This is a genomic window from Streptococcus oralis (genome assembly GCF_026782285.1).
GTDB lineage: Bacteria > Bacillota > Bacilli > Lactobacillales > Streptococcaceae > Streptococcus > Streptococcus oralis_CG.
Window position 1 is genome coordinate 295486 of record NZ_JAKUWG010000007.1, and the last position, 17055, is coordinate 312540.

The following is a 17055-nucleotide window of genomic DNA, read 5'->3' on the forward strand; positions in this document are numbered from 1 at the left end:
TGTTTAAAACAAGGGATTTTTCTTTTGTCTCTTTCCCATTTTTGATATAATAGTTCTATGTTAGATTCAGAAAAACAATCACAATATCAATTGTTAAATGAGGAACTCTCATATTTACTAGAGGGTGAGAGCAATGTTCTTGCCAATCTTTCGAATGCTAGTGCCCTCCTAAAATCTCGCTTTCCGAATACTGTATTTGCAGGATTTTATCTGTTTGATGGTAGCGAGTTGGTTTTAGGGCCTTTTCAGGGTGGTGTTTCTTGTATTCGCATTCCGCTTGGGAAAGGCGTGTGTGGAGAAGCTTCTGAGTTTCAAGAGACTGTTTTAGTTGGCGATGTGAGCACCTATCCAAACTACATTTCTTGTGACAGTATGGCCAAGAGTGAAATCGTGGTTCCCATGCTCAAGAATGGTCAATTGCTGGGTGTCTTAGACCTGGATTCTTCACTTATTGATGATTACAATGCCATTGACCGTGATTACTTGGAACAATTTGTCGCTATTTTGCTTGAGAAGACAGAATGGGACTTTACGATGTTTGAGGAGAAAGCCTAATGTATCAAGCACTTTATCGAAAATATAGAAGCCAAACTTTTTCACAATTGGTCGGACAAGAAGTTGTGGCTAAAACCCTAAAACAAGCGGTCGAGCAGGAAAAGATTAGTCATGCTTATCTTTTCTCAGGCCCTCGTGGAACTGGGAAAACCAGTGTTGCCAAGATTTTTGCCAAGGCCATGAACTGTCCCAATCAAGTGGGCGGTGAGCCATGCAATAACTGTTATATCTGTCAGGCAGTGACAGAAGGTAGCCTAGAAGATGTTATCGAAATGGATGCCGCTTCGAATAACGGAGTCGATGAAATCCGTGAAATTCGTGATAAATCCACCTATGCTCCTAGTTTGGCACGTTATAAGGTCTATATCATAGACGAGGTTCATATGCTGTCTACAGGAGCCTTTAATGCACTTTTGAAGACTTTGGAAGAACCAACTCAGAATGTTGTCTTTATCTTGGCGACCACTGAATTGCACAAGATTCCTGCAACTATTTTATCGCGTGTTCAACGTTTTGAGTTTAAATCGATTCGAACGCAAGATATCACAGCACATATTCATCATATTTTAGAAAAAGAAAATATCAGTTCTGAACCAGATGCTGTGGAAATTATCGCCAGACGAGCTGAAGGTGGAATGCGGGATGCCTTGTCTATTCTGGACCAAGCCTTGAGCTTGACTCAAGGGAATGCTTTGACCACAGCCATCTCTGAGGAGATTACAGGTACCATTAGTCTATCAGCACTTGATGACTATGTAGCAGCCTTGTCCCAGCAGGATGTACCAAAAGCTCTTGATTCTTTGAATCTTTTGTTTGAAAATGGCAAGAGCATGACTCGTTTTGTGACGGATCTCTTGCAGTATTTGCGTGATCTACTAGTTGTTCAGACAGGTGGCGAAAATACTCATCATAGTCCAGTTTTTATGGACAATCTAGCTCTTTCTCAGGAAAGTCTCTTTGAAATGATTCGTCTAGCGACAGTGAGTTTAGCAGATATGAAGGCCAGCTTGCAACCCAAGATTTACGCTGAGATGATGACCATTCGTTTAGCTGAGATTAAGCCTGAACAAGTGCTTTCAGAAGCTGTTGAAAGTGAAATTTCTGCCCTGAGACAGGAAGTCGCTCGTCTCAAACAAGAACTTGCCAATGTTGGAACAGCGCCTAAACAAGTAGCTCCAGTCCCTAGCCGTCCAGCCACTTCTAAGACTGTCTATCGAGTAGACCGTAATAAGGTTCATGCTATCCTACAAGAAGCTGTTGAAAATCCTGATTTGGCACGGCAAAACTTGGTTCGCCTCCAGAACGCATGGGGAGAAGTAATCGAAAGCTTAGCTGGTCCGGATAAGGCTCTGCTTGTTGGTTCTCAACCAGTTGCAGCCAACGAACACCATGCTATTTTAGCCTTTGAGTCTAATTTCAATGCTGGGCAAACCATGAAACGGGATAACCTCAATACCATGTTTGGCAATATTCTCAGCCAGGCGGCTGGATTTTCACCTGAAATATTAGCCATTTCCTTAGAGGAATGGAAAGAGGTTCGAGCAGCATTTTCAGCTAAAAACAAGTCTTCTCAAGCCGAGCAAGAGGTAGAAGAAGAGAGCCTGATTCCAGAAGGATTCGAATTTCTGGCTGATAAAGTCATGGTCGAAGAAGACTAAAAGTGGATTTCATGGTACAATAATCCTATGAATAGACAACAATTTATCATAATAGCATTATTCACGGCTGCTGAGACTTATTTTTTCAATGAATCTTTGATGACTGGTCGCTACGTTATGGCAGCCTTTTGGGCCATTCTACTCTTTCGAAATTTTAGATTAAGTTACGTGATGGGAAAAATCGTAGATGCTATTGATCAACACTTAAACCGCAAGGATTAGCCCCCCAGCTTCTAGACAAAATCAAAGCCTTTTAGGCTTTTTTTTGTTATACTAGTAGAGTATATTTATTGACCTTTTGTCCTATTTTTTAGGGATTGTAAGCAATTTCCTAAAGTATTGAGCAAAATGTTTGAAAAAGAAAGGAACTATCATGTCAGTATTAGAGATCAAAGATCTTCACGTTGAGATTGAAGGAAAAGAAATTTTAAAAGGGGTTAACCTGACCCTGAAAACAGGAGAAATCGCAGCTATCATGGGACCAAATGGTACTGGTAAATCGACTCTTTCTGCCGCTATCATGGGGAACCCTAACTATGAAGTTACCAAAGGTGAAGTCTTGTTTGATGGGGTAAATATCCTTGAATTGGAAGTGGACGAGCGTGCGCGTATGGGACTTTTCCTTGCTATGCAATACCCATCTGAAATCCCTGGAATTACCAACGCTGAGTTTCTCCGTGCAGCTATGAATGCTGGTAAAGAAGATGATGAGAAGATTTCAGTTCGTGAATTTATCACTAAGCTAGACGAAAAAATGGAATTGCTCAACATGAAAGAAGAAATGGCAGAGCGCTACCTCAACGAAGGTTTCTCAGGTGGTGAGAAAAAACGTAATGAAATTCTTCAACTCTTGATGTTGGAACCTACATTTGCCCTTTTGGATGAGATTGACTCAGGTCTTGATATTGACGCCCTTAAAGTTGTATCGAAGGGTGTCAATGCCATGCGTGGTGAAGGCTTTGGGGCTATGATCATCACTCACTACCAACGTCTCTTGAACTACATCACACCAGACGTGGTACACGTAATGATGGAAGGTCGTGTGGTCCTTTCTGGTGGTCCAGAATTGGCTGCCCGTTTGGAACGTGAAGGATACGCAAAACTAGCTGAAGAACTTGGCTACGATTACAAGGAAGAATTGTAATTCCCTCGTATCTTTTAGGAGAAGTAAATGACTAAAGAAACTATTAAACTTTTTTCAGAAATGCACGCTGAACCAAGCTGGTTGGCTGACCTCCGTCAAAAAGCTTTTGATAAGATTGAGAGTTTGGAATTACCAGTTATTGAGCGTGTCAAATTTCACCGTTGGAATCTGGGAGATGGAACCATCACAGAAAGTGAACCTTCAGCAAATGTTCCTGACTTCACGGCTCTAGATAATCACTTGAAGTTGGTGCAAGTAGGAACGCAGACTGTTTTTGAACAAACTCCAGTTGAATTGGCTGAACAAGGAGTAATCTTTACAGACTTCCACTCAGCTTTAGAAGAAATTCCCGAACTTATCGAGGAATTCTTCATGTCATCTGTTAAGTATGACGATGACAAGTTGGCAGCCTACCATACAGCTTACTTTAACAGTGGTGCTGTTCTCTATATTCCAGATAATGTTGAGATTACAGAACCAATTGAAGGTATTTTCTACCAAGACAGCGATAGCGATGTGCCATTTAACAAGCATATCCTCATCATCGCTGGTAAAAACAGCAAGATTAGTTATCTTGAACGTCTAGAGTCTCGTGGCGAAGGTAGTGCCAAAGCAACTGCCAATATTACTGTAGAAGTGATTGCTCGTTCTGGTGCGCAAGTGAAATTTGCTGCTATTGACCGTTTAGGTGAAAATGTCACTGCCTACATTAGCCGTCGTGGTAAACTTGGCAACGATGCAAGCATTGACTGGGCAATCGGTGTCATGAACGAAGGAAATGTCGTTGCGGACTTTGATAGCGACTTGATTGGAAATGGTAGCCATGCAGATCTCAAGGTTGTAGCTCTTTCAAGTGGTCGTCAGGTACAAGGGATTGATACACGAGTGACTAACTATGGTTGCAACTCTATCGGAAATATCCTCCAGCATGGGGTTATCCTTGAAAAAGCAACCTTGACCTTCAATGGTATCGGTCACATCATCAAGGGTGCTAAGGGAGCAGATGCGCAACAAGAGAGTCGTGTTCTTATGCTTTCAGACCAAGCACGTTCAGATGCCAACCCAATCCTTTTGATTGACGAAAACGACGTTACTGCAGGCCACGCGGCCTCTATCGGTCAGGTGGATCCAGAAGATATGTACTACCTCATGAGCCGTGGCTTGGATAAGGCGACTGCTGAGCGTTTGGTTGTTCGCGGTTTCCTTGGCTCCGTAATTGTTGAGATTCCAGTCAAAGAAGTTCGTGACGAAATGATTGCAACGATCGAAGAAAAATTGTCAAAACGCTAAGGGGAAGCCTATGTTAGATGTAGAAGCGATTCGTAAGGATTTTCCAATTTTAGATCAGATTGTCAATGATGAACCTCTGGTCTACCTGGACAATGCTGCGACGACACAAAAACCACTAGCAGTTCTGGAAGCAATCAACCGCTACTATGAGCAGGACAATGCCAATGTCCACCGTGGGGTTCATACTTTGGCAGAGCGTGCGACAGCATCCTATGAAGCCGCTCGTGAAACCATTCATAAGTTTATCAATGCAGGCTCAACAAAGGAAGTTCTCTTCACCAGAGGAACGACAACCAGTCTTAACTGGGTGGCACGCTTTGCAGAGGAAGTCCTGACAGAAGGGGATCAGGTCTTGATTTCTGTCATGGAACACCATTCTAATATCATCCCTTGGCAGGAGGCCTGTCGCAAGACTGGAGCAGAGCTTGTCTATATCTATCTCAAGAACGGAGCTCTGGATATGGATGACTTGCGCGCTAAATTGACTGATAGAGTCAAGTTTGTCTCCCTAGCTCATGCTTCAAATGTTCTTGGTGTGGTCAATCCGATCAAGGAAATTACTCAATTAGCCCACCAAGTTGGAGCCATCATGGTAGTGGATGGAGCTCAATCTACGCCTCATATGAAGATTGATGTCCAGGCCTTGGATGTGGACTTCTTTGCCTTTTCAGGTCACAAGATGGCTGGTCCTACTGGTATCGGTGTTCTTTATGGCAAAGAAAAGTATTTGGAACAAATGTCACCAGTAGAATTTGGTGGCGAGATGATTGATTTCGTCTATGAGCAATCTGCTAGCTGGAAGGAATTGCCTTGGAAATTTGAGGCTGGAACGCCAAATATGGCAGGTGCTATCGGACTTGCTGCAGCAGTTGATTATCTGGAAAAGATTGGTATGGATGCCATTGAAGCTCATGAACAAGAACTGATTGCATACGTCTTTCCAAAATTGCAGGCCATTGAAGGTTTGACTATTTATGGTTCGCAGGATTTGGCTCAACGTTCAGGTGTTATTGCCTTTAACTTAGGAGATCTTCATCCTCACGATCTTGCGACGGCTCTGGATTATGAAGGAGTAGCAGTTCGTGCAGGTCACCACTGTGCGCAACCCTTGCTTCAGTATTTGGAAGTCCCTGCAACAGCTCGTGCAAGTTTTTATATCTACAATACCAAGGCAGATTGCGACAAGTTGATCGATGCCCTACAAAAGACAAAGGAGTTTTTCAATGGCACTTTCTAAACTAGATAGCCTTTATATGGCAGTGGTAGCGGATCATTCGAAAAATCCACATCACCAAGGGAAGCTGGAAGATGCCGAGCAAATCAGCCTCAATAATCCAACCTGTGGGGATGTCATCAACCTCTCTGTCAAGTTTGATGCAGATGGCCGTTTGGAAGATATTGCTTTTCTAAATTCAGGATGCACGATTTCAACTGCTTCTGCTAGTATGATGACAGATGCAGTTTTTGGCAAGACCAAACAAGAAATTCTAGAACTTGCAACCATCTTTTCTGAAATGGTTCAAGGTCAAAAGGATGACCGTCAAGACCAACTAGGTGATGCAGCTTTCTTATCAGGTGTTGCCAAATTCCCACAACGGATTAAGTGTGCAACTCTAGCTTGGAATGCCCTTAAGAAGACAATTGAAAATCAAGAAGATAAATAAGAAACATAGAAATATATAATGAAAGAAAGGATATTATGGCTGAAGAAAGAGTAGAACCAAAACCAATTGATCTTGGTGAATATAAATTTGGTTTCCATGATGATGTAGAGCCTGTCCTATCGACAGGAAAAGGACTCAACGAAGGTGTTATTCGTGAATTATCTGCTGCCAAGTGTGAGCCAGAGTGGATGTTGGAATTCCGTTTGAAGTCTTATGAAACCTTTAAAAAAATGCCCATGCAAACTTGGGGAGCAGACTTGTCAGAGATTGACTTTGATGATTTGATCTACTACCAAAAACCATCTGACAAACCAGCCCGTTCTTGGGATGAAGTTCCTGAAAAAATCAAAGAAACCTTTGAACGTATCGGAATTCCAGAAGCTGAGCGTGCCTATCTAGCAGGAGCCTCTGCTCAGTACGAGTCAGAAGTGGTGTACCACAACATGAAGGAAGAGTTTGAGAAGTTAGGAATTATCTTTACAGATACGGATTCTGCCCTCAAGGAATACCCAGACTTGTTTAAACAATACTTTGCGAAGTTGGTACCGCCGACAGACAACAAGTTGGCAGCCCTCAACTCGGCAGTATGGTCTGGAGGGACTTTTATCTATGTACCAAAAGGAGTCAAGGTAGATATTCCACTACAAACTTACTTCCGTATCAACAACGAAAATACAGGTCAGTTTGAACGTACCTTGATTATCGTTGATGAGGGAGCAAGCGTCCACTACGTAGAAGGATGTACAGCGCCAACTTACTCAAGCAACAGCTTGCATGCTGCCATTGTAGAAATCTTTGCCTTGGACGGAGCTTATATGCGTTATACGACTATTCAGAACTGGTCTGATAATGTCTATAACTTGGTAACAAAACGTGCCAAAGCTTTGAAAGATGCGACTGTTGAGTGGATCGATGGAAACTTGGGTGCTAAAACAACCATGAAATACCCGTCTGTTTACCTTGATGGAGAAGGAGCGCGTGGAACCATGCTCTCTATCGCCTTTGCCAATGCAGGGCAACACCAAGACACGGGGGCTAAGATGATCCACAACGCTCCACATACAAGCTCGTCTATCGTGTCTAAATCCATCGCTAAAGGCGGAGGAAAGGTGGACTACCGTGGACAAGTAACCTTCAACAAGAACTCTAAGAAATCGGTTTCTCACATCGAGTGTGATACCATTATCATGGATGACTTATCAGCTTCAGATACCATTCCATTTAATGAAATTCACAACTCGCAAGTTGCTTTGGAACACGAAGCCAAGGTATCTAAGATTTCAGAGGAACAACTCTACTACCTCATGAGTCGTGGTTTGTCAGAATCTGAGGCAACCGAGATGATTGTCATGGGATTTGTGGAGCCCTTCACAAAAGAACTTCCAATGGAATACGCCGTTGAGCTGAACCGCTTGATTAGCTATGAAATGGAAGGGTCTGTTGGGTAAGAATATTCAAATTCTGAACAGGAAATCCTCCTGTTCAGAATTTTTTTCAAAAAACAACCTAATAAATATTCACAAAAATGCTTTTATATGGTAAAATAAAACAATTACATTTAGTGGAGATGGAGTATGAATATTTTTAGAACCAAGGATGTTAGTCTGAGACAGACAGAGATGCGTCGCCATTTGAAATTGTGGGATTTGATTCTTCTAGGGATTGGTGCCATGGTAGGGACGGGGATTTTCACCATTACAGGAACAGCGGCAGCTACACTAGCTGGTCCATCACTGGTGATTTCTATAGTGATTTCTGCCCTGTGTGTTTCTTTATCCGCCCTCTTTTTTGCAGAATTTGCCTCTCGTGTTCCTGCTACAGGAGGTGCGTATAGTTACCTCTATGCGATTTTAGGAGAATTGCCAGCCTGGATTGCTGGCTGGTTGACCATCATGGAATTCATGACAGCTGTTTCAGGTGTGGCGTCTGGTTGGGCAGCTTACTTTAAGGGCTTACTCAGTAATTATGGTATTTCCATGCCCCAAGCCTTAAATGGTACTTTTAACCCCGAACAAGGCACCTATATCGACCTTTTACCTATTTTGGTGCTTGCTTTGGTAACAGGATTGGTTTTATTAAATTCCAAGGCAGCCTTACGCTTTAATTCGCTTTTAGTGGTCTTGAAATTCTCAGCTCTCGCCTTATTTATCCTAGTTGGTATTTGGTACATCAAGCCAGAAAATTGGATGAATTTTGCTCCTTTTGGTTTTGGTCAACTATATGGTGGAAGTACTGGGATTATGGCAGGTGCATCTTTGATGTTCTTCGGTTTTCTCGGTTTTGAGTCGATTTCCATGGCAGTTGATGAAATTCAAAGTCCGCAAAAAAATATTCCTCGCGGAATTGTGCTTTCTCTGACAATTGTCACTATTCTCTATGCCTTGGTAACAATAGTATTGACTGGGATTGTTCACTATAGCAAACTCAATGTGGACGATGCAGTGGCCTTTTCATTGCGTAGTATCGGAATTGGCTGGGCAGCCAACTATGTTTCACTGGTAGCCATTCTAACCCTGATAACCGTATGTATTTCCATGACCTACGCTCTGTCTCGGATGATTTATAGCTTAGCACGTGATGGACTTTTACCTCAAAGCTTCAAACAATTAAGCAAGACCAGTCGCGTTCCTAAAAATGCGACCATCTTAACAGGAGTTGCTTCAGCCATTGCAGCAGGAGTCTTTCCGCTAGCCAGTATCGCTGCCTTTTTAAATATCTGTACGCTAGCTTATCTCATTTTGCTTGCCTACGGTATTATCAAGCTCAGAAAGGATAAGGGCATGCCAAAAGAAGGAGAATTCAAAACTCCTTTAGTGCCGCTTTTGCCAATCCTTTCCATTCTTATCTGTCTTTCCTTTATGCTTCAGTATACCAAGGAAACATGGATTGCCTTTGGACTTGCTTTGTTGGTTGGACTAGTGATTTACTTTACTTATGGCTATCGTCACTCTACACTTTCTGAAGAAAAATAAAAGCTGGAAAAATTTCCCAGCTTTTTATCTATTTTCTTTTTTGAAAGTGAATCCTTCGCCTAGTATTTCATGAGCTTCGGTGATAGTGATGAAAGCTTGGGGATCGACTTTGTGAATCATGTCCTTCATTTTAACGATTTCATTTCGACCGACGATACAGTAGATAATTTTTAAATCCTTTTTGCTGTAGTAACCTTGACCAGATATAAAGGTTACGCCGCGTCCGAGTTCATCGTTAATTTTTTCGGCTAACCGATCTGGAAATTGAGTAATAATCATAAATCCTTTACCAGCATAACCTCCTTCACCGATCAGGTCAATAACACGAGCGATGATAAAGTCAAATAAGAGAGTATAAGTCACCAGGCGCAAATCTTGGAAGATAATCAAAATCAACATTAGAATAATGAAATCAAGCGAGAAAAGCAATTTTCCAATTGAAATATTGGTGTATTTGTTGAGGATGCGAGCAACAATATCTGATCCACCTGTTGTACCACCAGCATTAAAGATAATTCCTAAACCAACTCCCAGTAAAACACCAGAAACTAAAGAGACAATAATGAGATCACCTTGCAAGTCAAATTGTAAAGGAATTCGTTCAAAGACAGCAAGCCAGATCGAGAGGGAAATGGTTCCCAAAAGGCTGGAGTAGAGAGTTTTCGGACCAAATATCTTCCAAGCGAGGATAAAGAGAGGGATGTTAATCAAGAGATTCATCACTGAGACAGGAATTTTAAAAAGATAGTAGGTAATCAAGGTAATACCTGTCGCACCACCTTCAAATAGATGATAGGGAACTACAAAATAGGTAAGACCAAAGGCATAAATAGCTGCCCCAAGTATGATGGTGATAATAGGCTGAACTTTTCGGATCATAACTTTCCCTCGCTTTTCTATAGATAGATTATACCAAAATTCCAAGCTTTTTCATTGAATTCATTATGATTTTTTAACAATTTTTTGATATAATAAAAGTGATAAATCCCTATCTTATTGAGAAGAATAGAAAGATTGAAGATATGACACAAGTAAAAATTGTAACGGATTCCTCTGTTACTATTGAACCAGAAGTGGTTAAAGAATTAAATATCACCATTGTCCCTTTATCTGTGATGATTGACGGTATCCTTTATTCTGATGCAGATTTGAAAGAGGGGGAATTCCTTCATCGCATGCAACAAAGTAAAAACCTACCCAAAACCAGTCAGCCTCCAGTGGGAGTATTTGCTGAAGTTTTTGAAGAGCTAGGTAAAGATGGTAGCCAGATTCTCGCTATTCACATGTCCCATGCACTATCTGGTACTGTTGAAGCTGCTCGCCAAGGAGCAAGCCTCTCTAGCGCTGATGTGACCGTTATTGATAGTTCTTTTACAGACCAGGCGATGAAGTTTCAAGTTGTTGAAGCGGCTAAACTTGCTCAAGAAGGAAAAGATTTAGAAACTATCTTGGCACGTGTGGAAGATGTGAAAAATCATACCGAACTTTATATCGGTGTTTCGACTTTGGAAAATTTAGTCAAAGGTGGTCGTATTGGGCGTGTGACAGGCTTGATCAGTTCTCTGTTAAATATTCGTGTCGTCATGCAAATGAAGGAACATGAACTGCAACCTATTGTAAAGGGGCGCGGTGCTAAGACATTTAAAAAATGGCTTGACGAGTTGGCCGAGACCCTTTCTCATAAATCGGTTGCAGAGATTGGAATTTCCTACGCTGGTACCAATGAATGGGCAAATAAGATGAAGAATGTTTTACAAACTTATGTTGAGAAACCGATCTCAGTACTGGAAACAGGCTCCATCATTCAAACCCACACAGGTGAAAATGCGTGGGCTATCTTAGTTCGATATCATTCCTAAAAAAATAGAGAAAAATCGTTAGAAATAGCGTTTTTGACTTGACCTGTGGGCGATTTTAGGATATGATTATATTTGTTAATTAGAAATTATTTGGAGGAATTATTAACATGGCAAACAAACAAGATTTGATCGCTAAAGTAGCAGAAGCTACAGAATTGACTAAGAAAGATTCAGCAGCAGCAGTTGATGCTGTATTTGCAGCAGTAACTGAATACCTTGCAGCTGGTGAAAAAGTTCAATTGATCGGTTTTGGTAACTTTGAAGTTCGTGAGCGTGCTGCACGTAAAGGTCGCAACCCACAAACTGGTAAAGAAATCAAAATCGCAGCTTCTAAAGTTCCAGCATTCAAAGCTGGTAAAGCTCTTAAAGACGCCGTTAAATAATGAATTTAGAAAAAGCCTATTGTATCAAGCTTCATTGCTTGGTCAACAGGCTTTTTGTTTTGGAAAATATGATTTTATCGTTCTGTGCAAAAAGAAAAAGGCTCCCATGAAATGAGAACCTTCTTTTAATTAGTTTTTAGAAGCTGCTTGGAATTCAGGATTTTTCCATGCTTCATCAATGATTGCTTGCAATTCTTTAGCAGACGCTTGCATTTTTTGAGTTTCCGCATCGTTCAATGGGATGTTTACTGGACGAACGATACCGTGCGCACCAACAACAGCTGGTTGACCGATAAAGACGTTTTCAACTCCGTATTGACCTTCTTGGAAGACTGAAAGTGGAAGTACTGCATTTTCGTCATCAAGGATTGCTTTTGTGATACGAGCAAGTGCTACGGCGATACCATAGTATGTAGCTCCTTTTTTGTTGATGATTGTGTAAGCAGCATCACGAACACCTTCGAACAATTCAATCAATTCAGCTTCTTGAACGTTTTGAGTGTCTTTAAGGAATTCTTCAAGGTTTACACCAGCGATGTTGGCGTGTGACCAAACAGCGAATTCAGAATCTCCGTGTTCACCCATGATATAGGCGTGAACTGAACGAGCATCAACATCCAATTTTTCAGCAAGTGCTTGACGGAAACGAGCTGAGTCAAGTGAAGTACCTGAACCGATAACGCGTTCTTTAGGGAATCCAGAGAATTTCCAAGTTGAGTAAGTCAAAACGTCAACTGGGTTAGCCGCAACAAGGAAGATACCATCAAAACCTGATTCAACAACTTGTGTTACGATTGATTTGTTGATAGCCAAGTTTTTACCTACAAGGTCAAGGCGAGTTTCACCTGGTTTTTGAGGAGCACCTGCAGTGATAACAACAAGGTCAGCGTCTGCACAGTCAGAGTATTGAGCAGCGTAGATTTTTTTAGGTGAAGTGAAGGCAAGGGCGTGGCTAAGGTCAAGCGCATCACCAACAGCTTTTTCGTGTAATTGTGGAATTTCGATAATTCCAAGCTCTTGTGCAATTCCTTGGTTAACAAGTGCGAAAGCGTAAGATGAACCTACGGCACCGTCACCAACAAGGATCACTTTTTTGTGTTGTTTAGTTGAAGTCATTATCTAAACATCTCCTTCATTTTTTTTAGGGGAATCCCCAGACACTTTCATTCTATCACTTTTAAAAAGCTTTGTCACGAATATTCTATTCGGTTATCGATGTAAACGTTTTAGTGATTTCAGAAGGCTGAAATGAAGGACATTTTATGGTATAATATATCTAATTACTAATAGTGAAATGAGGCATTTATTAATGCAGGATAGAAATTTAGTGAATGTCAATCTGACAAAGGAGATGAAGACCAGCTTTATCGATTACGCCATGAGTGTTATCGTAGCGCGTGCTCTTCCTGATGTTCGAGATGGCTTGAAGCCTGTTCACCGCCGTATTCTTTACGGAATGAATGAACTAGGTGTTACACCAGATAAACCTCATAAAAAATCAGCCCGTATTACAGGGGACGTTATGGGTAAATACCACCCACACGGTGACTCCTCAATTTACGAAGCCATGGTTCGTATGGCTCAGTGGTGGAGCTACCGTTACATGCTTGTCGATGGGCATGGAAACTTTGGTTCTATGGATGGGGACGGTGCTGCCGCTCAGCGTTATACTGAGGCACGTATGAGCAAGATTGCTCTGGAAATGCTTCGTGATATCAATAAAAACACAGTTGATTTCGTAGATAACTACGATGCTAACGAACGTGAACCCTTGGTTTTGCCAGCTCGTTTTCCAAACCTTTTGGTCAATGGGGCAACTGGGATTGCCGTAGGGATGGCTACCAACATTCCTCCTCACAACTTGGGTGAAACCATTGATGCTGTGAAGCTCGTCATGGACAATCCAGATGTGACGACTAAGGACTTGATGGAAGTCTTGCCTGGTCCAGATTTTCCAACTGGTGCCCTTGTTATGGGGAAATCAGGGATTCATAAGGCCTATGAGACTGGTAAAGGGTCGATTGTTCTTCGTTCTCGTACAGAGATTGAAACCACTAAGACGGGTCGTGAGCGCATCGTTGTAACGGAATTCCCTTACATGGTCAATAAAACTAAGGTGCATGAGCATATTGTTCGCTTGGTTCAGGAAAAACGTCTTGAGGGCATTACAGCAGTACGTGATGAGTCCAACCGTGAAGGCGTTCGCTTTGTGATAGAGGTAAAGCGCGACGCATCTGCCAACGTTATCCTTAACAATCTCTTCAAGATGACCCAGATGCAAACCAATTTTGGTTTCAACATGTTGGCGATTCAAAATGGTGTGCCAAAAATCTTGTCCCTTCGTCAAATCTTGGATGCTTATATCGAGCACCAAAAAGAAGTGGTGGTTCGCCGTACCCGTTTTGACAAGGAAAAGGCAGAGGCGCGTGCACACATCTTAGAAGGTCTTTTAATCGCACTTGACCATATTGATGAAGTGATTCGTATCATTCGTGCCAGTGAAACAGATGCGGAAGCGCAAGCTGAGTTGATGAGCAAGTTCAAGCTTTCTGAACGTCAAAGTCAAGCTATCCTTGATATGCGTCTTCGTCGTTTGACAGGATTGGAACGTGATAAGATTCAGTCTGAATATGATGAATTGATTGCCTTGATTGCAGACTTGGCCGATATTCTTGCCAAACCAGAACGTGTGGCGCAAATCATCAAAGAGGAGCTAGATGAAGTCAAACGTAAGTTTGGTGACAAGCGTCGTACCGAGTTGATGGTTGGAGAAGTCTTAACTCTTGAAGATGAAGATTTGATTGAAGAAACGGATGTCTTGATTACCCTTTCTAATAAGGGCTATATCAAACGTTTGGACCAAGGTGAGTTCACTGCTCAAAAACGTGGTGGTCGTGGTGTCCAAGGTACGGGAGTTAAGGATGATGACTTTGTGCGTGAGTTGGTTTCAACCAGCACCCATGATCATTTGCTCTTCTTTACCAATAAAGGACGAGTATACCGACTAAAAGGTTATGAAATTCCTGAATATGGTCGTACAGCCAAGGGCTTGCCAGTTGTCAATCTATTGAAGTTGGACGAGGGTGAGAGCATTCAGACCATTATCAACGTTGAGTCTGAACGTAGTGATGATGCTTATCTCTTCTTCACAACTCGTCACGGTATCGTGAAGAGAACCAGTGTTAAAGAATTTGCTAATATTCGTCAAAATGGGCTGAAGGCCTTGAATCTCAAGGATGAAGACGAATTGATTAATGTTCTATTGACAGAAGAAGATACGGATATTATCATTGGTACCAAGTTTGGTTATGCTGTTCGTTTTAATCAGTCAGCCGTTCGTGGCATGAGCCGTATCGCGACAGGTGTCCGAGGAGTCAATCTTCGTGAGGGTGACACAGTAGTTGGTGCTAGCGTGATTACAAATCAGGACGAAGTCCTTATCATCACTGAAAAAGGTTATGGTAAGCGTACCCTTGCTACTGAATATCCAACTAAAGGACGTGGTGGTAAAGGGATGAAAACAGCCAATGTTGCTGAGAAAAATGGTCCTCTTGCAGGTCTCCTCACTGTTAAGGGGGATGAAGACCTGATGATTATCACAGATACAGGTGTCATGATCCGTACAAATGTTGCCAATATTTCACAAACAGGACGCTCAACTATGGGAGTGAAGGTGATGCGTCTAGACCAGGATGCTAAGATTGTGACCTTCACAACGGTTGCCGCAGCAGAAAAAGAAGAGGTAGCAACAGAAGAGAAAACAGAGGGTGAAGCATAATGTCCCACAGAAAAATAAAGAAGAATAACCGTAAAAATATACTAATTAATATTTTAGCTGGATTTTTAATTCTTCTATCCCTTGCCTTGATTTTTAATGCTCAAATTCGTGACCTCTTTATGGTTTGGAATACCAATAAATACCAAGTCAGTCAGGTGACTAAGGAAAAGATTGAGGAAAATAAAGAGACAGAAGGAAATTTCGATTTTGATTCTGTCAAATCCATTTCATCGGAAGCGGTGTTAGCTGCCCAGTGGGATTCTCAGCAACTTCCAGTTATCGGAGGGATTGCCATTCCTGAAGTAGAAATCAACCTACCTATTTTTAAAGGTTTAGATAATGTAAACTTGTTCTACGGAGCAGGGACCATGAAAGCAAATCAGAAAATGGGGGAAGGCAACTATTCTCTAGCCAGCCACCATATCTTTACTGCTGAAAATGCGAGCCAGATGCTCTTTTCGCCTTTGGTCAATGCCAAAGCGGGGATGAAGATTTATCTGACTGATAAAGATAAAGTATACACCTATGAGATTCGTGAGGTGAAGCACGTAACGCCTGATCGCGTAGACGAAATTGAAGATCGTGATGGTATCAAAGAAATCACATTGGTGACCTGTGTCGACTACGATGCAACAGAGCGAATTATTGTTAAAGGTGATTTTAAAGAAGTTAAAGCATATTCGGAAACATCTGATGATGTCCTTAGTGCCTTCAATAAACCATACAAACAACGTTATTAAACTCTAATGAACCAGTGAAATACTCATTTCGCTGGTTTTTGTGTGAACAAAGAGAATTAAAAAACTCTTAAAGAAAAAGATGAGAAGTATTACAAGAGGAATTTTTTGAACAAAATTTTCATATTTTACAGGAAACGCTTTCTTGAAAACGAGAAATATGTTATAATTATCACAAATAAAAGTTTTAGGAGTTTTTTATGGTCTCTTCAGAATTTATCTCAAAGATTGAATTTGCTTGCAAGAAGAAAGAAAGTCTTTATAGTCAAAGCAAATTCAAGTATGCGATTCGTTCCATGTTTGCAGGTGCCTTTCTAACATTTAGTACGGCTGCAGGTGCAGTTGGGGCTGACTTGATTAATAAGATCGCTCCAGGTAGTGGACGTTTTCTCTTCCCATTTGTTTTTGCTTGGGGATTGGCCTACATTGTTTTCTTGAATGCTGAACTGGTAACTTCAAATATGATGTTTTTGACAGCTGGTAGTTTCTTGAAAAAAATCTCTTGGAGAAGAACAGCTGAGATTTTACTTTACTGTACCTTGTTCAACCTTATCGGAGCTTTGATAGCAGGTTGGGGCTTTGCCCACTCAGCAGCCTATGCAAATCTAACACATGACAGCTTCATTTCAGGGGTTGTCGAGATGAAGTTAGGCCGTTCCAATGAGCTAGTCTTACTTGAAGGTATTTTAGCCAATATCTTTGTAAACATTGCTATTCTTTCATTTGTTTTGGTGAAAGACGGAGGTGCCAAACTTTGGCTTGTCTTATCAGCAATTTACATGTTTGTATTCTTAACAAACGAACACATTGCTGCGAACTTTGCTTCTTTTGCGATTGTTAAGTTCAGTGTTGCTGCTGATTCAATTGCTAACTTTGACATCCCTAATATTCTTCGTCACTGGGGTGTAACCTTTGTCGGGAACTTTATCGGAGGAGGTCTCTTGATGGGCTTGCCTTACGCTTTCCTCAATAAAAATGAAGATACTTATGTAGATTAAACAAAAGAGCACGAGTG

16 protein-coding genes are annotated in these 17055 nt (G+C 41.5%); 14 read left to right on the plus strand and 2 right to left on the minus strand.

The window, feature by feature from the left end:
- Window positions 1-57: 57 nt before the first annotated feature.
- From MK403_RS06615 to MK403_RS06655, 9 genes are all read left to right on the plus strand, one after another.
- Complete coding sequence (locus MK403_RS06615; protein WP_268709332.1) at window positions 58-555, plus strand: GAF domain-containing protein; 498 nt, start codon at window positions 58-60, stop codon at window positions 553-555.
- Window positions 555-2213 carry a DNA polymerase III subunit gamma/tau gene (gene dnaX, locus MK403_RS06620; protein ID WP_268709333.1) on the plus strand — a complete coding sequence of 553 codons (1659 nt, stop codon included), beginning with the start codon at window positions 555-557 and terminating at the stop codon, window positions 2211-2213. Before MK403_RS06615 ends, dnaX begins: the two co-directional genes overlap by 1 nt.
- 27 nt (window positions 2214-2240) lie before the next feature.
- On the plus strand, window positions 2241-2435 hold the full coding sequence (locus MK403_RS06625; protein ID WP_001081605.1) for a DUF3272 family protein: 195 nt from the start codon (window positions 2241-2243) through the stop codon (window positions 2433-2435).
- A gap of 151 nt (window positions 2436-2586) precedes the next feature.
- Window positions 2587-3357: a Fe-S cluster assembly ATPase SufC gene (gene sufC, locus MK403_RS06630; protein WP_000114489.1), complete on the plus strand. Its 771-nt coding sequence runs from the start codon at window positions 2587-2589 to the stop codon at window positions 3355-3357.
- A gap of 27 nt (window positions 3358-3384) precedes the next feature.
- A complete protein-coding gene (gene sufD, locus MK403_RS06635; RefSeq protein WP_268709334.1) occupies window positions 3385-4647 on the plus strand; it encodes a Fe-S cluster assembly protein SufD in 1263 nt (420 codons plus the stop codon).
- A 10-nt stretch (window positions 4648-4657) separates the two neighbouring features.
- A complete protein-coding gene (locus tag MK403_RS06640) occupies window positions 4658-5884 on the plus strand; it encodes a cysteine desulfurase (RefSeq protein ID WP_268709335.1) in 1227 nt (408 codons plus the stop codon).
- Window positions 5871-6311: a Fe-S cluster assembly sulfur transfer protein SufU gene (gene sufU / locus MK403_RS06645; RefSeq protein WP_268709336.1), complete on the plus strand. Its 441-nt coding sequence runs from the start codon at window positions 5871-5873 to the stop codon at window positions 6309-6311. Before MK403_RS06640 ends, sufU begins: the two co-directional genes overlap by 14 nt.
- Window positions 6312-6346: 35 nt before the next feature.
- Complete coding sequence (gene sufB, locus MK403_RS06650; protein ID WP_268709337.1) at window positions 6347-7759, plus strand: Fe-S cluster assembly protein SufB; 1413 nt, start codon at window positions 6347-6349, stop codon at window positions 7757-7759.
- A 126-nt stretch (window positions 7760-7885) separates the two neighbouring features.
- The gene (locus MK403_RS06655; protein ID WP_268709338.1) at window positions 7886-9283 is read left to right on the plus strand and encodes an APC family permease; all 1398 of its coding nucleotides are present in this window, start codon (window positions 7886-7888) and stop codon (window positions 9281-9283) included.
- A 24-nt stretch (window positions 9284-9307) separates the two neighbouring features.
- On the opposite strand, the gene MK403_RS06660 is transcribed toward MK403_RS06655, so the two are convergent.
- Entirely contained in the window at window positions 9308-10162 is an 855-nt protein-coding gene (locus MK403_RS06660; RefSeq protein WP_268709339.1) for a YitT family protein, read from the minus strand.
- Window positions 10163-10305: 143 nt separating this feature from the next.
- Between MK403_RS06660 and MK403_RS06665 the strand changes: the two genes are divergently transcribed.
- Both MK403_RS06665 and MK403_RS06670 read left to right on the plus strand, forming a co-directional pair.
- Window positions 10306-11142 carry a DegV family protein gene (locus MK403_RS06665; protein ID WP_268709340.1) on the plus strand — a complete coding sequence of 279 codons (837 nt, stop codon included), beginning with the start codon at window positions 10306-10308 and terminating at the stop codon, window positions 11140-11142.
- Window positions 11143-11249: 107 nt separating this feature from the next.
- A complete protein-coding gene (locus MK403_RS06670) occupies window positions 11250-11525 on the plus strand; it encodes an HU family DNA-binding protein (RefSeq protein ID WP_001284636.1) in 276 nt (91 codons plus the stop codon).
- Window positions 11526-11654: 129 nt separating this feature from the next.
- Here MK403_RS06670 and MK403_RS06675 read toward each other — a convergent pair whose 3' ends face one another.
- The gene (locus MK403_RS06675; protein ID WP_000204720.1) at window positions 11655-12641 is read right to left on the minus strand and encodes an L-lactate dehydrogenase; all 987 of its coding nucleotides are present in this window, start codon (window positions 12639-12641) and stop codon (window positions 11655-11657) included.
- Window positions 12642-12834: 193 nt separating this feature from the next.
- On the opposite strand from MK403_RS06675, the gene gyrA reads away from it, so the two are divergent.
- The 3 genes from gyrA to MK403_RS06690 all read left to right on the plus strand — a co-directional run bounded on the left by gyrA (window position 12835) and on the right by MK403_RS06690 (window position 17038).
- Window positions 12835-15303, plus strand: coding sequence for a DNA gyrase subunit A (gyrA, locus tag MK403_RS06680; RefSeq protein WP_268709554.1), 2469 nt, complete (start codon window positions 12835-12837; stop codon window positions 15301-15303).
- Complete coding sequence (locus tag MK403_RS06685; RefSeq protein WP_268709341.1) at window positions 15303-16043, plus strand: class A sortase; 741 nt, start codon at window positions 15303-15305, stop codon at window positions 16041-16043. The genes gyrA and MK403_RS06685 overlap by 1 nt, the downstream gene beginning before the upstream one ends.
- 197 nt (window positions 16044-16240) lie before the next feature.
- Window positions 16241-17038 carry a formate/nitrite transporter family protein gene (locus MK403_RS06690; protein WP_139658736.1) on the plus strand — a complete coding sequence of 266 codons (798 nt, stop codon included), beginning with the start codon at window positions 16241-16243 and terminating at the stop codon, window positions 17036-17038.
- Window positions 17039-17055 lie beyond the last annotated feature (17 nt).

Bases quoted from the DNA above. Each gene is read 5' to 3' on its own strand.
- MK403_RS06615 (WP_268709332.1), top strand. From the start codon at position 58: ATGTTAGATTCAGAAAAACAATCACAATATCAATTGTTAAATGAGGAA.
- dnaX (WP_268709333.1), top strand. From the start codon at position 555: ATGTATCAAGCACTTTATCGAAAATATAGAAGCCAAACTTTTTCACAA.
- MK403_RS06625 (WP_001081605.1), top strand. From the start codon at position 2,241: ATGAATAGACAACAATTTATCATAATAGCATTATTCACGGCTGCTGAG.
- sufC (WP_000114489.1), top strand. From the start codon at position 2,587: ATGTCAGTATTAGAGATCAAAGATCTTCACGTTGAGATTGAAGGAAAA.
- sufD (WP_268709334.1), top strand. From the start codon at position 3,385: ATGACTAAAGAAACTATTAAACTTTTTTCAGAAATGCACGCTGAACCA.
- MK403_RS06640 (WP_268709335.1), top strand. From the start codon at position 4,658: ATGTTAGATGTAGAAGCGATTCGTAAGGATTTTCCAATTTTAGATCAG.
- sufU (WP_268709336.1), top strand. From the start codon at position 5,871: ATGGCACTTTCTAAACTAGATAGCCTTTATATGGCAGTGGTAGCGGAT.
- sufB (WP_268709337.1), top strand. From the start codon at position 6,347: ATGGCTGAAGAAAGAGTAGAACCAAAACCAATTGATCTTGGTGAATAT.
- MK403_RS06655 (WP_268709338.1), top strand. From the start codon at position 7,886: ATGAATATTTTTAGAACCAAGGATGTTAGTCTGAGACAGACAGAGATG.
- MK403_RS06660 (WP_268709339.1), bottom strand. From the start codon at position 10,162: ATGATCCGAAAAGTTCAGCCTATTATCACCATCATACTTGGGGCAGCT.
- MK403_RS06665 (WP_268709340.1), top strand. From the start codon at position 10,306: ATGACACAAGTAAAAATTGTAACGGATTCCTCTGTTACTATTGAACCA.
- MK403_RS06670 (WP_001284636.1), top strand. From the start codon at position 11,250: ATGGCAAACAAACAAGATTTGATCGCTAAAGTAGCAGAAGCTACAGAA.
- MK403_RS06675 (WP_000204720.1), bottom strand. From the start codon at position 12,641: ATGACTTCAACTAAACAACACAAAAAAGTGATCCTTGTTGGTGACGGT.
- gyrA (WP_268709554.1), top strand. From the start codon at position 12,835: ATGCAGGATAGAAATTTAGTGAATGTCAATCTGACAAAGGAGATGAAG.
- MK403_RS06685 (WP_268709341.1), top strand. From the start codon at position 15,303: ATGTCCCACAGAAAAATAAAGAAGAATAACCGTAAAAATATACTAATT.
- MK403_RS06690 (WP_139658736.1), top strand. From the start codon at position 16,241: ATGGTCTCTTCAGAATTTATCTCAAAGATTGAATTTGCTTGCAAGAAG.